At 61.5% G+C, this 14951-nt stretch carries 16 protein-coding genes; 10 read left to right on the forward strand and 6 right to left on the reverse strand.

Features of this window, described 5'->3' with window-relative positions; translation table 11 throughout:
- Positions 1 to 147: 147 nt before the first annotated feature.
- The 3 genes from RBA41_RS31670 to ppk1 all read right to left on the reverse strand — a co-directional run bounded on the left by RBA41_RS31670 (position 148) and on the right by ppk1 (position 2936).
- On the reverse strand, positions 148 to 270 hold the full coding sequence (locus tag RBA41_RS31670; protein ID WP_267876252.1) for a hypothetical protein: 123 nt from the start codon (positions 268 to 270) through the stop codon (positions 148 to 150).
- Between the two features lie 83 nt (positions 271 to 353).
- On the reverse strand, positions 354 to 821 hold the full coding sequence (gene sixA, locus RBA41_RS31675; RefSeq protein ID WP_167093866.1) for a phosphohistidine phosphatase SixA: 468 nt from the start codon (positions 819 to 821) through the stop codon (positions 354 to 356).
- 12 nt (positions 822 to 833) lie between these two features.
- Positions 834 to 2936 (reverse strand): polyphosphate kinase 1, encoded by a 2103-nt coding sequence (gene ppk1 / locus RBA41_RS31680; RefSeq protein ID WP_306628336.1) that lies wholly within the window; start codon positions 2934 to 2936, stop codon positions 834 to 836.
- A 237-nt stretch (positions 2937 to 3173) separates the two neighbouring features.
- Here ppk1 and pstS point away from each other — a divergent pair, with 237 nt between their 5' ends.
- From pstS to RBA41_RS31720, 8 genes are all read left to right on the forward strand, one after another.
- Positions 3174 to 4208, forward strand: coding sequence for a phosphate ABC transporter substrate-binding protein PstS (pstS, locus tag RBA41_RS31685; protein WP_374709631.1), 1035 nt, complete (start codon positions 3174 to 3176; stop codon positions 4206 to 4208).
- A 121-nt stretch (positions 4209 to 4329) separates the two neighbouring features.
- The gene (gene pstC, locus RBA41_RS31690) at positions 4330 to 5319 is read left to right on the forward strand and encodes a phosphate ABC transporter permease subunit PstC (protein WP_306628372.1); all 990 of its coding nucleotides are present in this window, start codon (positions 4330 to 4332) and stop codon (positions 5317 to 5319) included.
- Complete coding sequence (gene pstA / locus RBA41_RS31695; protein ID WP_306628338.1) at positions 5316 to 6176, forward strand: phosphate ABC transporter permease PstA; 861 nt, start codon at positions 5316 to 5318, stop codon at positions 6174 to 6176. Before pstC ends, pstA begins: the two co-directional genes overlap by 4 nt.
- A gap of 24 nt (positions 6177 to 6200) precedes the next feature.
- A complete protein-coding gene (pstB, locus tag RBA41_RS31700) occupies positions 6201 to 6986 on the forward strand; it encodes a phosphate ABC transporter ATP-binding protein PstB (RefSeq protein WP_306628339.1) in 786 nt (261 codons plus the stop codon).
- A gap of 31 nt (positions 6987 to 7017) precedes the next feature.
- Positions 7018 to 7725, forward strand: a complete 708-nt coding sequence (gene phoU, locus RBA41_RS31705) for a phosphate signaling complex protein PhoU (protein WP_054267437.1) — start codon at positions 7018 to 7020, stop codon at positions 7723 to 7725.
- Positions 7726 to 7730: 5 nt separating this feature from the next.
- A complete protein-coding gene (locus RBA41_RS31710) occupies positions 7731 to 8420 on the forward strand; it encodes a response regulator (protein WP_099880526.1) in 690 nt (229 codons plus the stop codon).
- A 190-nt stretch (positions 8421 to 8610) separates the two neighbouring features.
- Positions 8611 to 9891: a phosphate regulon sensor histidine kinase PhoR gene (gene phoR, locus RBA41_RS31715; RefSeq protein WP_306628340.1), complete on the forward strand. Its 1281-nt coding sequence runs from the start codon at positions 8611 to 8613 to the stop codon at positions 9889 to 9891.
- A gap of 230 nt (positions 9892 to 10121) precedes the next feature.
- A complete protein-coding gene (locus RBA41_RS31720) occupies positions 10122 to 10898 on the forward strand; it encodes a hypothetical protein (RefSeq protein ID WP_306628341.1) in 777 nt (258 codons plus the stop codon).
- A gap of 96 nt (positions 10899 to 10994) precedes the next feature.
- On the opposite strand, the gene RBA41_RS31725 is transcribed toward RBA41_RS31720, so the two are convergent.
- The gene (locus RBA41_RS31725) at positions 10995 to 11675 is read right to left on the reverse strand and encodes a class I SAM-dependent methyltransferase (RefSeq protein WP_306628342.1); all 681 of its coding nucleotides are present in this window, start codon (positions 11673 to 11675) and stop codon (positions 10995 to 10997) included.
- Between the two features lie 141 nt (positions 11676 to 11816).
- On the opposite strand from RBA41_RS31725, the gene RBA41_RS31730 reads away from it, so the two are divergent.
- Positions 11817 to 12731 carry a patatin-like phospholipase family protein gene (locus RBA41_RS31730; RefSeq protein WP_306628343.1) on the forward strand — a complete coding sequence of 305 codons (915 nt, stop codon included), beginning with the start codon at positions 11817 to 11819 and terminating at the stop codon, positions 12729 to 12731.
- Between the two features lie 77 nt (positions 12732 to 12808).
- Positions 12809 to 13213, forward strand: a complete 405-nt coding sequence (locus tag RBA41_RS31735) for a heme-binding protein (protein WP_306628344.1) — start codon at positions 12809 to 12811, stop codon at positions 13211 to 13213.
- 50 nt (positions 13214 to 13263) lie between these two features.
- Here RBA41_RS31735 and RBA41_RS31740 read toward each other — a convergent pair whose 3' ends face one another.
- Positions 13264 to 14202, reverse strand: a complete 939-nt coding sequence (locus RBA41_RS31740; protein WP_306628345.1) for a hypothetical protein — start codon at positions 14200 to 14202, stop codon at positions 13264 to 13266.
- A gap of 30 nt (positions 14203 to 14232) precedes the next feature.
- Positions 14233 to 14925, reverse strand: a complete 693-nt coding sequence (locus tag RBA41_RS31745; protein WP_306628346.1) for a YajG family lipoprotein — start codon at positions 14923 to 14925, stop codon at positions 14233 to 14235.
- Positions 14926 to 14951 lie beyond the last annotated feature (26 nt).

Below are 14951 nucleotides of genomic sequence, written 5' to 3' on the forward strand. Positions count from 1 at the left end.
TAGCAGCTGGCCGTCTCGCCGCGCACCGTCGCGCGCTGGCGGCAGTGGTGGCGCGATAGCTTCCCGGTTACGCTCGTCCGCACAAACGCAAAAGCGGCAAGCGCCCAAAAGGCCTTGCCGCTTTTTCCGGCCTTATCAGGCCCTGTGCTATTCGTGATAGCGATCGCGCAGGTCGAGCGCGCTGCCGTGAACCTCTTCCACCAGCTCATACAGCACCAACCCAACCATCCCTCCAAAAATGGCCATGACGAGCATGCTGAACATGATCATGAACCGCCGTTGAGCGATTTCTCCCTTAGTTGATACTCCTAAACTTTAGCAGATCGATGTCGCAATTCAAGCTTGCGCTGCATCTATTTAACAATCAGGTCGGGCGCCATCACGCCTTTCAAGTACAGACTGTAGGGATCGAGCGCCTCGCGCTGCACCAGCCACCACGCATTGGCCTTCTTGATCTGCCAATCCTGCGGCTGGCCCGACAGCAGCAAGGCCGCCACCTGGCCCAAGGTCGGCTGATGGCCGACCACCAGCACCGGCTCGCGCCCGTTGGGCCAGTTGGCCGCCATCAGCACATCTTCCGGATCGGCGCCCGGCGCCAGATCGTGCACGATCTTGAACTTGCGCTTGAGCGGCTCCACCGTCTGCAAGGTGCGCAGCGCCGGGCTGACCAGGATGCGGCAGCTGTCGGGCAGCTGCGAGGTCAGCCAGTCGGCCATGCGCCTTGCCTGCTTCTGGCCCTTGGGCGTGAGCGCGCGTTCCATGTCGTCCTGGCCCGGTTCGGCGTCGTACGCCTCCGCATGCCGCCATAAAATCAGATCCATGCTGTCGTCTCCTTACTCGCTATCGACCGGCGGCCGGCCCAAAAGTTGCATCAGATGACGCTGCGCCGAAAATTCAACCTGCTTGCCGCGCACCCGGCGGCGCTGGTAATGCCCGCTCGGATCGAGCTCCCATGCATTCGAGTTATCTTTCAGGTAAGGGTTCAATCCCTCGGTAATCACCCGCCGCTTGAGCGCCTTGTCCAGGATGGGGAAGGCGACTTCGATGCGGCGGAACAGGTTGCGGCTCATCCAGTCGGCGCTGGCCAGGTACACATCGTGCGCCAGGTCGTTGCGGAAGTAGTAGATCCGGCTGTGCTCCAGGAAGCGGCCGATGATCGAGCGCACCTTGATGTTTTCCGACAGCCCCGGCACGCCCGGTTTCAGCGTACACGCGCCGCGCACGATCAGGTCGATCTTCACCCCGTCGTGCGAAGCCGCGTACAGCGCGCGGATCACCGATTCGTCCACCAGCGCATTGATCTTGACGATGATGCGCCCCGGCCGGCCGGAACGGGCGATCTTGGCTTCGTTGCGGATCGCCTTGATGATCTCGCTCTGCAGCGCGAACGGCGCCAGCCACAAATGGGTCAGCTTGTGCGGCTTGGTCAGGCTGGTCAGATGGATGAACACTTCGTTCACTTCCTGCGCCATTTCCGCGTGCGCGGTCAACAGGCCGAAGTCGGTGTACAGGCGGGTAGTGGTCAGGTGGTAGTTGCCGGTGCCGAGGTGGGCGTAGAAGCGCAGCCCGCCCGGGTTGCCGTCGGCGTCGGCTTCCTCGCGCCGGATGACCAGCGCGACCTTGGCGTGGGTTTTCAGGCCGACCACGCCGTACACCACCTGGGCGCCGGCCTGCTCGAGCTTGTCGGCCCAGTTGATGTTCGCTTCTTCGTCGAAACGCGCCATCAGTTCCAGGATCACCGTCACTTCCTTGCCGGCGCGGGCGGCGGCCATCAGCGCTTCCATCAGGTCCGAGTGCATGCCGGTGCGGTAAATGGTCTGCTTGATCGCCACCACCGACGGGTCGTGCGCGGCCACCTGGATGAAGTCGACCACGGTCTGGAACGACTGGAAAGGGTGGTGCAGCAAAATGTCGTGCTTCTTGAGCTGCTCGAAGATGTCGTGATGCGCGATCTTTTGCGGCATGCCGGGAACAAAAGGCTCGAAGCGCAGGCTCGGCTGCTTCACATGGTCGATCAGCTCGGCCAGGCGCACCAGGTTGACCGGGCCGTCCACCGCGTACAGGCGGCTCTTGTCGAGTCCGAACTGTTCGAGCAGGAAGTCGGCCAGTTCCGGCGCGCAGTTCTTGGCCACTTCCAGCCGCACCGAGGTGCCGAACTGGCGTCCCTGCAGCTCGCCCTTGAGCGCCTGGCGCAGGTTCTTGACCTCTTCCTCGTCGACCCACAGGTCGCTGTCGCGCGTGACCCGGAATTGGGAATAGGCGATCACTTCGCGCCCCGTGAACAGGTCTTCGATGTGCGAGTGAATGATGGAGGAGAGCAGGCAGAACGACATGCCGCCGTTGGTCGACAGGTGGTCGGGCAGGCGGATCACGCGCGGCAGCACCCGCGGCGCCTTGACGATGGCAATCCCGGTGCCGCGCCCGAAGGCATCCTTGCCGGTCAGCGAAATGATGAAGTTGAGACTCTTGTTAACCACCTGCGGAAACGGGTGGGCCGGGTCGAGCCCGATCGGGGTGAGCAGGGGGCGCACTTCGCGCTCGAAGTATTCCTTGACCCAGGCGCGCTGTGCATCGTTGCGGTCGGTGTGGCGCACCAGGTGCACGCCCTTTTTCTGCAGTTCGGGCAGCACTTCGGTGTTGAGAACCGCGTACTGGTCCTTGACCAGGCTGTGACATTCGTTGCTGATGCGCGCCAAGTTGGCAGCCAATGCCGGATCTTCCGCGAGGTTGCCCTGGGCCAGCAGGCTGGCCACGCGCACTTCAAAGAATTCGTCCAGGTTGTTGCTGACTATGCACAGGTAGCGCAGCCGTTCCAGCAGGGGCAGCGATGTATCTTCGGCCTGGGCCAGTACGCGGCGGTTGAACGTCAATTGCGACAGCTCCCGGTCGAGGAAGATGTTGGCGCGCGCCGGGTCCGACGTCGATGCAGTTTTCATTATGTCTTTAACTAGTCAGATAGATAATAGTAAACGCAGCCAGTGTAATAAAGAAATATTACAGGTCGGTGACACACACCCCGAATTGTGTGACATGGCGAATCGGCATGCCAAGCGTATCATGCAGCCAGAAAAAGGATTCTTACAGGATTTCGGTCATGTCATAAACGTGTCATATTTGCGCGTTAGACTGCGCAGCATTCCACGTTGTATAACCCACAAGGACTTGATATGCGAATGAAACAGTTGTTAGCTTCCATTATCGTTGGCGTCGGCGCACTGGCGGCAGCGAACTCCATGGCTGCGGACATGACCGGCGCGGGTGCGACCTTTCCTTACCCTGTGTATGCAAAATGGGCGGAGTCGTACAAGAAGGCGACCGGCAATGGCATGAACTATCAATCGGTCGGCTCCGGGGCCGGCATCAAGCAGATCAAAGCGAAAACCGTCGACTTCGGCGCTTCCGACAAGCCGCTCGGCGTTGAAGAGCTGGACGCGGCAGGCCTGATGCAGTTCCCCGCCATCATGGGCGGCGTTGTCACCATCGTCAACCTGGACGGTATCGCTCCTGGCGCGATGAAGCTGACCGGTCCGGTCATCGCCGACATCTACCTGGGCAAGATCACCAAGTGGAATGCCCCTGAAATCGCAGCCCTGAACCCGGGCGTCAAGCTCCCGGCCGACGACATCACCGTTGTGCACCGCGCCGACGGTTCGGGCACCACCTACCTGTTTACCGACTACCTGTCGAAAGTGTCGCCGGAATTCAAGACCAAAGTCGGTGCGGATGCATCGGTGAAATGGGCGGTCGGCGTGGGCGGCAAGGGCAACGACGGCGTCGCCTCGACCGTGCAGCGCGTCAAGGGGGCGGTTGGCTACGTCGAGTGGGCCTTCGCCAAGAAGAACAAGATCGCACACACCCAGCTCAAGAACAAGGAAGGCACCTTCCTGCAGCCGGACGACGAGAACTTCAAGGCGGCAGCGGCTTCGGCCGACTGGGTCAAGGCACCGGGCTTCGGCGTCGTGCTGACCGACCAGCCAGGCAAGAACAGCTGGCCGATCACCGGCGTGTCGTACATCCTGATGCACAAGAGCCAGGCCGATGCCGCCAAAGGCAAGGAAGTGCTCAAGTTCTTCGATTGGGCGTTCAAGAATGGTGACGCGGCTGCCGTCGACCTGGACTACGTGCCGCTGCCGGACAGCGTCACCAAGCTGGTCGGCGACGCCTGGAAAGCCAATCTGAAAGACGCTTCCGGCAAGACAATCTGGTAATTTTTGGCAATAACATCGGGCGGGCAGGGCGCGTGTGCGGCCAGCCTGCCCCTTTTGTAGTGATCAACATCATGTGGACACCTGGCGAAGTCAATCAATGAGCGCAAACCCAACTATCGCAATGGCCATGAACAAGCCCGCAGCGCCTGACCTTGAGCACGCTGCTTTGCTTTCCACCATGCGCAAGCAGCGCATGCAGGATTTTATTTTCCATAAAGTGACCCTGCTGTTCGCGGCTTCGGTCCTCCTGGTCCTGGTCGGCATCATCGCTTCGCTCATCATCGGCGCGGCTCCCGCCTTCAAGGAATTCGGACTCGGCTTCGTCGCCAGCGCCGAGTGGGATCCGAGCAACCAGCAATTCGGCGCGCTGATCCCCATCGTGGGCACCCTCGCCACCTCGATTATCGCCTTGCTGATCGCGTTTCCGGTCAGCTTCGGCATCGCATTGTTCCTTACGGAAATCTGCCCGGTCTGGCTGCGCCGCCCACTGGGCACCGCCGTCGAACTGCTGGCGGGCATTCCGTCGATCATTTACGGCATGTGGGGCGCGTTCGTGCTGGTGCCCCTGTTTTCGGAATACGTCCAGCCTTTCCTGAAAGCCACGCTGGGCCAGCTGCCGATCATCGGCAAGCTGTTCAGCGGCCCGATGATGGGTTTTTCCATCCTCGCCGCCGGCCTGGTGCTGGCGATCATGATCATCCCCTTCATCGCCTCCGTCATCCGCGACGTGTTCGAAATCGTACCGGCCGTGCTGAAAGAGTCGGCATACGGCCTGGGCTGCACCAAGTGGGAAGTCGTGCGCAAGATCGTGCTGCCTTATACCAAGACCGGCGTGGTCGGCGGCGTCATGCTCGGCCTGGGCCGCGCGCTCGGCGAGACCATGGCGGTCACCTTCGTGATCGGTAACGCCAACAACCTGTCGTGGTCGATCTTCTCGGCCGGTAACAGTATCGCCTCGATCCTGGCCAACCAGTTCGCCGAAGCCGAGCAGCCGCTGCACACCTCGTCCTTGCTGGCGCTGGCGCTGATTCTGTTCATCATTACTTTTATCGTATTGTCCGCAGCTAAGCTGATGCTGGCGGGAATGTCGCGCAAGGAAGGCATTAAATGAGCCAGACTATTGTTAACCCGGTCTACCGCAAGCGCCTCTGGAAGCACCGGATCGGCATCGCCTTGTCGGTGGTGGCCATGTCGGTCGGCCTGATCTTCCTGTTGTGGATCCTGTCGACCCTGCTGATCAAGGGCTTCGCCGGCTTGTCGCTCGACCTGTTCATCAACGATACGCCCGGTCCCGACAGCGAAGGCGGCGGTTTGCGCAACGCCATCCTCGGCAGCCTCATGATCGTGGGCCTGGCGACCTTCATCAGCACCCCGGTCGGCATCCTGGCCGGCGTCTACCTCGCCGAATACGGCGAAGAGAACCGCTTCGCCCAGGTGACCCGTTTCGTGACCGATATCATGCTGTCGGCGCCGTCAATCGTGCTCGGTATTTTCGTGTGGACCCTGTATGTGAACGTCGCCGGGCACTATTCCGGCTACGCCGGCTCGATTGCGCTGTCGCTGATCGCCATCCCCGTGGTGGTGCGCACCACCGACAACATGCTGCGCCTGGTGCCGCAGAACCTGCTCGAGGCAGCCTTCGCGCTCGGCGCGCCGCGCTGGAAAGTGGCGACCACGGTGCGCCTGCGCGCCGTCAAGTCGGGCGTGGTGACCGGCGTGCTGCTGGCGGTGGCGCGCATCACCGGCGAGACCGCGCCGCTGCTGTACACGGCGCTGAACAACCAGTTCTTCAGTTCCAACATGAATGCACCGATTGCCAATCTGCCGGTGGTCATTAATACCTTTGCACAAAGCACGGCCACCAACTGGGTCAACCTGGCGTGGGCCGCATCGCTGCTGCTGACCTTTAGCGTGTTGTTGTTGAACATCGTGTCGCGTACCATGTTCAGCCAGAAAACCACAAAATAATCGACGGATCCCTCTATGAGCCCTATGCCTACACCGATTCCTACTGTAACGCCAAAGAACAAGACGATCGAGATTTCCGGCCTGAATTTCTTTTATGGCAAGACGCAAAGCCTGACCAACGTCAGCCTCGACATTTTCGAAAAGCAGGTCACGGCCTTCATCGGCCCATCCGGCTGCGGCAAGTCGACCCTGCTGCGCACCCTGAACCGCATGTACGACCTGTACCCGGGCCAGCGCGCGGAAGGTTCTGTCATGTACCGCGGCAAGAACATTCTCGATCCGGGCCAGGACGTGAATATGCTGCGCGCCAAGGTCGGCATGGTGTTCCAGAAGCCGACCCCGTTTCCGATGTCGATCTACGACAATATCGCCTTCGGCGTGCGCCTGTACGAAGACCTGTCCAAGGGCGAGATGGACGAGCGCGTCGAATGGGCGCTGAAAAAAGCCGCGCTGTGGGGCGAGGTCAAGGACAAGCTGACCAAGAGCGGCCTGTCGCTGTCGGGCGGCCAGCAGCAGCGCCTGTGCATCGCGCGCGGCGTGGCGGTGAAGCCGGACGTGCTGCTGCTCGACGAGCCGACCTCGGCGCTGGATCCGATCTCGACCGCGAAAGTGGAAGAGCTGATCAGCGAACTCAAACAGGATTACACGATCACCATCGTGACCCACAACATGCAGCAAGCCGCGCGTTGCTCGGACTACACCGCCTATATGTACCTGGGCGAGCTGGTCGAGTTCGGCGAGACCGACCAGATTTTCATGAATCCCGCCCGCAAGGAAACGCAGGATTACATCACCGGACGCTTTGGCTGAGCCACGACCATTCTAATTACGGAGAGCAGCAATGATAGGCGAGCATTCATCCAAGCAGTACGACCACGAACTTGAAACCATCCGCTCCAAGGTGTTGCTGATGGGCGGCATCGTCGAGACCCAGTTCCTCGACGCGATGACGTGTTTTCGCATCGGCAACCTGGAGCGCGCCGACCGCGTGATCGCGGAAGACGACGAAGTCAACCAGCTGGAAGTGGCGCTCGACGACGCCTGCAGCCACCTGATCGTGCGGCGCCAGCCGACCGCCAACGACCTGCGCACGGTCATGGCCACGATCAAGGTCATCACCGACCTGGAGCGCATCGGCGACGAAGCGGCCAAGATTGCCCGCACCTCCAAGAATCTGCACGGGCGCGGCGCCGTCGGCGTGAACCATTATGAAATGGTGCGCACGATCGCCACCGCCACGTCCGACATGCTGCACGATGCGCTGGACGCCTTTGCGCGCCTCGACGGCAAGCAGGCCTTGCAGCTGATCGCCCAGGATGCGGTGATCGACCATGAATTCCGCTCCATCATGCGCAACCTGATTACCTTCATGATGGAAGACCCGCGCACCATTTCGTCGGCGCTGGACACCTTGTGGGTGGCCAAGGCCATCGAGCGCATTGGCGACCATGCCAAGAACATCGCGGAATATGTCATCTATGTCGTTGAAGGCAAGGATATCCGGCACTCCAAACAGGCGCACTCGATCCCTGACAACCCCTTACCGTAATATCAATGGCATCTGACAAAACGACTGTATTGATTGTAGAGGACGAGCCGGCGATTGTGGAACTGGTCACGTTCTCGCTGCGCGAGGCGGGCTGGAATGTGTGTTCGGTGCAGAATGTGGCCGACGCCTGGGAATTCATGCAGCAGCGCATTCCGCACCTGATTTTGCTCGATTGGATGCTGCCGGACCAGACGGGCTTGAGGATGCTGTCGCGCATGCGCTCGGACCGGAATTTCCAGGATATTCCGGTGATCATGCTGACCGCCAAGAGCATGGAAGAGGACAAGATCGCCGGCCTGAACAACGGCGCCGACGATTACGTGACCAAGCCGTTTTCGCCGCGCGAGCTGCTGGCGCGCGCCAAGGCGCTGCTGCGACGCAAGAGTCCGGAGCATGACCAGGCGGTCATGAGCGCCGGGCCGGTGACCCTGGACCCGGTCAGCTGCACGGTGTCGATCGACAGCCAGAAGATCGACATGGGGCATGCCGAGTTCAAGCTGTTGAAGTTTTTGCTCGCGCATCCGGAACGGGTGTTTTCGCGCAGCCAGTTGCTCGACAAGGTGTGGGGCGACCATGTGGTGATCGAGGAACGCACGGTCGACGTGCATGTGCTCCGGCTGCGCAAGGCGCTCAAGGAATCGGAAAAGCTGATCAAGACAGTGCGCAGCGTGGGGTATATGCTGTCGGAGAAGTGATTTGACGTAGCCGATATCGATACCGGCGTAACCCATACCTTTACCTCGTCGTTCCTGGCACCGCCAGAAGCGACTTCCCGCGCCAAGGCGGCACTCGGCGGGAACGACGCAGCGAGCGGGAACGACGAGGGTGAGGCTGCGCGAATATCGTACGATGGATTTAGCTGTAAAAAAGGACACCCCCCGCAACATGAACCCGAAACTGCTGTTCTGGATCCCCGCGCTGCTGCGCATGTGCTTCATCCTGCTTGGCGCGGGCGTGTTCTGGTGGCTGTTCGGCCTGGTCTACGGCCTGGCCGTCGCCTTTCTCTCGGTCTTCATCCTGCTGTTCATCCAGCTCTCCTACCTGCACCAGCTCGGCGACTGGCTGGACGACCCGCACTCCGCCAAGCTCCCCGACGGCTGGGGTTCCTGGACCAATATCTTTTCGCGCCTGTACCGCCTGCGCCGCGACGACGAACGCAACCAGGCCGAACTGACCGAATGGCTGGCCCGTTTCCGCCAGGCCATGCACCTGCTGCCCGACGGCGTGGCCATCATGGACGACGTTCTGTTCCTCGAATGGTGCAATCCGGCCGCCGAACGCCACCTCGGCCTGACGCTCGAGCGCGACAAGGGCATGCGCGTCACCAACCTGATCCGCCATCCGGATTTCATCGACTACATCATCCTCGGGCGCTACGACAGCCCGCTGACGCTGAGCTTTCGCGACCGCAAGCTGATCTGCCAGATCATCCCGTTCGAGAACCGGCGCCAGATTCTGGTCACGCACGACGCCACCGAAACCCAGCGCATCGAGGAAATGCGGCGCGACTTCATCGCCAACGCCTCGCACGAGCTGCGCACGCCGCTGACGGTGATCGTCGGCTTCCTCGAAATCGCGTCGAGCGAAATGAACCTCGATGCGGAAACGCGCATGTCGCACCTGAAACTGATGACCGAGCAGGGCCACCGCATGCAGCGCCTGATCGAGGACATGCTGACCCTGTCGCGCCTGGAATCGATGGATTACCCGCTGCGCAGCGAGTCGGTCGACATTGCCGCGCTGATGGAGCAGATCGTGCAGGAGGCGAGGGCGCTGTCGGGCGGCAAGCACCAGATCACGTCCAGCGTCAACGGGCCGGGCATTACCGGCAATGCGGAAGAGCTGCGCAGCGCCTTCGGCAACCTGGCGTCGAACGCGGTGCGCTACACGCCGCCCGGCGGCACCGTGCACCTGGCCTGGCAGATCGGCCCGAACGGCCCGCAGTTCGTGGCCACCGACACCGGCATCGGCATCGACCAGATCCACATCGCGCGCCTGACCGAACGCTTTTACCGGGTCGACAAGAGCCGCTCGCGCGAAACCCAGGGCACCGGGCTGGGGCTGGCGATCGTCAAGCACGTGCTGCTGCGCCACGGCGGCAACCTGACCATCAAGTCGGAAGCGGGCAAGGGCAGCAGCTTTATCGTGTCGCTGCCGGCGGCCTGACGCTGACCGGAACACGTTGCGCATTGCTGTAGGGATCAGCAAATGATTCATTCATGCAAATTATTGCAATGTATGAAATATTATAAAAAATCAAAGTTCATTCTATCCAATGGAAATAGAGTTCTATAACTGTTCGTGCTGGAAAAGAAGGTTTCCTACGTGCAGTGTTTATGAAATGCATTTTGGCGAGTGCATTCCATTTTGAATTTAATTTGAAAATTGGAGTGATAATGAATAAGCAAAGCAAACAGCGTATTCAACTGAAAACCGTGTCCATCGTCGTTGGCCTGTTGGCAGGACTGGGCGGCATGAATGCCTCCGCGCAGTCTCTGCCATCGTCCAAAGCGACGTTCGCTTACACTTCGCTCACCGTTTTGCCGCCATGCAGTAGCGGTAGCGCTACTGGCTGTGCCGACAAGGGCAGCGACGGCTGGACGAGTATCTTGAAGCAGCAGCTCAAGACGGCGAATCAGAAGGACCTGTTTATCAATGCATCGCTTCAATGCGGCATTGTCACCGATACGACGGTAAAAAGCACCAATGGTTCCCTCGATACGGCGGAAGCGCGCGGGACCGTCCGCGTGAAAGTGAAGATTACCGCTCCCTCTGGCGCGGTCAGTTATGCTCAGCCCTCGACCGGTCAGGACGCCACCAGCACGACTGGCGATGGCATTGTGTTCTGCGACCGTGTGCAGACGCTCAAGGCCAGGTTTTCAGGCCTGAACTGTAAGGCCGATTTAACAACCGGCGCGGTGACTTGCGCCGACCCGGAGGAGCTGCAGCTCATCTTGAAAACGCTGAACGCCAACGCATTTAACTTCGTGGCGCCCGCCCTTAGCTCCGGCGTGAGTACCATCGAGGTACTGGCACGGTCCTCCGCAAGTGGGTCGGCAACCGGCACGAACGGGTCGCTCGGCAGCGCCAACGCGTTTATCGGCGCGGGATCGGTTGCCATTGAAGAAGTACGCATGATCAAGGGCAATACCGGCGAGACAATCAGCTTTTAAGCCAACGCTTGAATGCTGATGTTGCCTTGGGCGGTGCGTGGCACGGCCCAAGGCAATCGCGGCGCGCTGGCCGCATTTCTCCCCACGCAATTTCTATCAGGTCGACCTGGCTTCCACCGCGAAGATCGCCGTCGCCCCTTCCACGCTGAACTCCACCACCTTGAAATGGGCGCGCAGATAGTTTTCCAGCGCACGCGCATTGTCCTGCCGGTTGTTGAACACCCCGAGCGCATTCATCAGCCACATGAAAGGCCGCGCCAGCAGGTTCTTGCGCACGCCTTCCGACAGCACCGTGGTACCGAACAGGCGTCCGCCCGGCGCCAGCAGCGCCGCAAGATGGGTGAGGGCGATGCTTTTCCGGTCCAGGCTGCCCGGCACGCAGTGCAGCACATAATTAATGCTGATCGAATCGAAGGGCGCGACCGCGTGCTTCACAGGTTCCAGAATGTTCTGCACGTACGTTTCCGGCCGGTAGCGCGCCACCTTGGGCAAGGTCTTGGCCAGGCACTCGGCGCTCAGGTCCATCAGCGCCAGGCGCGCCGTGGGCACCAGCGGCGCCCGGTTCAGCAGAAACCCGGTGCCGACCCCCACCTCAAGATGATTGGCGCTGATGTGCTTGCGGTAATGCGCATCGAGCCGCGCAATCGAGCATCCCCACGCATACTTCGAAATCACGCCATACAGCAGTGCATCGTAGAAAAACAGGCTCAGTTTGTTGAAGTACTGCTGGGAACGGACAATCTTGACGTGGGTGAGGTCGCTGTCGCTGCTGATCATTGCCGACTTTCCTGGTTGGTATAAACGATTATGCCACTTTATCCACTTGGCAATTAGATCGGCGCCACCAGCGCAGCCTGGCGCGCTACTGCGTTCCCGGGAGCAGGTACAATCGTGGTCTTCGCTTCTTTGACGACCACTATGTTCACCAAACGCCGTACCCTGATCGCCCTCGCTGTGTTGCTCGCCGGCTGTCGCAGCAACCCCACCCCTCCGCCGGCCAAGCCAGCCGCCGTGCTGCAGCCGGCCGCCGCCGCGCTGCCCAAGAAGATCCGCATCGGCCTGGCCCTGGGTGGCGGCGCCGCGCGCGGTTTCGCCCATATCGGCGTGATCAAGGCGCTCGAAGCGCAGGGCATCTATCCGGAAATCGTGGTCGGCACCAGCGCCGGCAGCGTGGTCGGCGCCATGTATGCCGCCGGCAACGATGGCTTCGCGCTGCAAAAGACCGCCATGGAAATGGATGAGGCCGAGATTTCGGACTGGGCCATGCCGCTGTTCGGCAAGTCCTCGGGCGTGCTCAAGGGTGAAGCCTTGCAGAATTATGTGAACAAGGCCGTCAAGAACGTGCCGATCGAAAAGCTCAAGATCCCCTTCGGCGCCGTCGCGACCGACCTGAACAACGGTCAGCCGATCCTGTTCCGGCGCGGTAACACGGGGCAGGCGGTGCGCGCGTCCTCGTCCGTGCCTAGCGTGTTCCAGCCGGTGCGCATCGGCGACCGCTCGTATGTCGATGGCGGCCTGGTGGCGCCGGTGCCGGTGCGCTTCGTGCGCGAAATGGGCGCCGATTTCATTATCGCCGTCAATATTTCGAGCCAGACCGACGCCCAGGCGGCCGTCAGCTCGCTGGAAGTGCTGATGCAGACCTTCGCCATCATGGGCCAGCGCCTCAATCACTACGAGCTCAAGGATGCCGACATCGTCATCTCGCCAGCGCTGGCGAAGATGGGCAGCAACGATTTTGCCGGCCGCAACCGCGCCATCATGGCGGGAGAACAGGCCGCCGCGGCGATGATGCCGCAGATCAAAGCCAAGCTCAAGGCACTCCAGCAGTCATAAGCGCTATAGCCGTTCCGATATCGGCAGCGTTCGCGCATGCCGTAAAATCCGCCGCATTCATTCACCTGGGACTCAATATGCCATCGAAACCGTACCTGAACTTCGCCGACGTCAAGAAAATCGCCGCCGCAGCGGAAGCCGAAGCCATCGCCAACAACTGGGCGGTCACCATCGCCATCGTCGACGACGGCGGCCACCTGCTGTCGCTGCAGCGTCTGGACGGCGCCGCGCCGCTGTCGTCGCACATCGCCCCCTCCAAGGCCAAGACGGCGGCCCTGGGCCGACGCGAGAGCAAGGTCTATGAAGACATCATCAATAACGGCCGCACGGCGTTCCTGACGGTGCCGTTCGTGGAAGGGATGCTCGAGGGCGGCGTGCCGGTGATCGTCGACGGCCACGTGATCGGCGCCGTGGGCGTGTCGGGCGTGAAGTCGGACCAGGATGCGCAGATCGCCAAGGCGGGCATCGCCGCGCTGGCCTGATCAGGCCGGTCCGCGCTGGCTTGCGCGGACCGTGGAACTGGGGTTGCCGCTCAGCCGGCAGGCGTAGCGGCAGCGCCGCAGCCCGCTTGCGCTTCCGCCTTGCGCGGCACCGCCATCAGATTGCCGCGCAGGGTGCGCAAGACCAGGTAGTCGCAGCTTTCGCTGATCAACTGCGCGCGCTCCATGCGCTCGACCGCGCCTTCGTTGTAGCGCACGGTTTTGAACGGCAGCGCAGCCGCGCCGGCCGTTGCCATGTCCGCCAGCGCGATATCGAGCGCTTGCGCGTACATGCGCGCACTTTCCCACTTGAGCATGCCGGCGTCGTCGCCGAGCCACACATCCGGCCCGGCCTGGCCACCGCGCTCCGGCGACACGATGCGGATGATGTTTTCGTAGGGCGTGACGCGGCCCGCCGTTTTGATCGAAATGGCGTTGTCGAGGATGAGCGCCTGGTGGTCCTGTGTCAGGTAAAACAGGGGCACGCTGTCGATCACGACGTCTCCCTGGGCCGGCGCGGCCGCTTGCGCGATGATCTGCCTGGCGCCGCCGGTCTTCATGTGCGCCAGCGAGGCTTGCATGAGCTCCTGGTGCGTGTAGGCATCGAGCACGCTCTGGTAGGGGGCCAGGACTTGGTCCGCCTTGGTGCGGATGCGTTCCTTTTCAAGGTCGCGCATGGTGCCCGAGACGATTGCATGTGTGGCGACAGAGGCCAGCAGGCCGACCAGGCCGGGGGCCGCATACACGATTGCGCCGCCGCCACCGCCAGCCTTGTCGAAATTGAGCGCCCCATGAAACGCCACCTTGTCGGCGGCCGGAAGGCGCAGGCCGACGCGCTGCGCCGTCGCATCGCTTGCGGCTACGCCGGCCTGGACCGGCACTTCCGCGGCATGCACCGGCTGCCATGGCATGGAAAGGCCCACCCCCGCGCACAGCGCCAGGCAGGCGGAAACGAGGTGGGGGCGTGGCAGGCGGCGGGCGAAACGCATCATGGGGGCTGGTCTTTCAGAAAAGTGAATGGCTTAATTGGACAATGGCTTGACGATCTGGTCCTTGGTCATTTCCAGTACCTGGAAATACGCATTCGACACGCCAGGGAAGGTCGGCGGTTCATCCCATTTGCCGTCGGCAGCCTTTTGCACGTCCAGCGGCACGTACCATTCGTACGAATTGTCGGCCAGGTTGACGATGTAGGCGGCACCGGCGATTTTCGCTTTCGGGTCGCTGGTCGGAATGTACGATGCGAAGGGACGCTCGACGCCAACCATGTTCAGGCTGATCACCAGCAGCTTGTCGATCTTGTGGCTGGCCTTCAGGCCGGACAGGTCCTTGCGCGAGAATCCCGGAGCAGCCTTGCCGTTGTCGGGCAGGGCGGCGAAATCGAGTTTCTCGATCATGGTCACGTTCGCGCCGCGCTGCTTGAGGATGGTGGCAACCTGGGCCGGCAATTGTGGCAATTCTTCGTAAGGCAGTGTCTTGACGTGGGTGGTCAGGGACGAGTTCATGACCGAGGCCGCAGCCATGCACAACAGGCAATTCGCGCCGGGAAACTGGGTGTCGACCACCGGCAGCGCCGCCATGTAGACGCCGTAGTTGTTGGTCGGCGCGACGAACGCTTGCGGCGCCAGGGCCACCGGCGTTTGCGGCGGCGTCATGCAGCCGGTAAGGATGGCGAAACAGGCGACCAGCGCGGCGGAAGAAAGACGTAAGTTCACGGAAGACCTATTATTCAGAGCGGTTA

Source organism: Massilia scottii, assembly GCF_030846495.1.
GTDB classification, from domain to species: domain Bacteria; phylum Pseudomonadota; class Gammaproteobacteria; order Burkholderiales; family Burkholderiaceae_D; genus Telluria_A; species Telluria_A violaceinigra.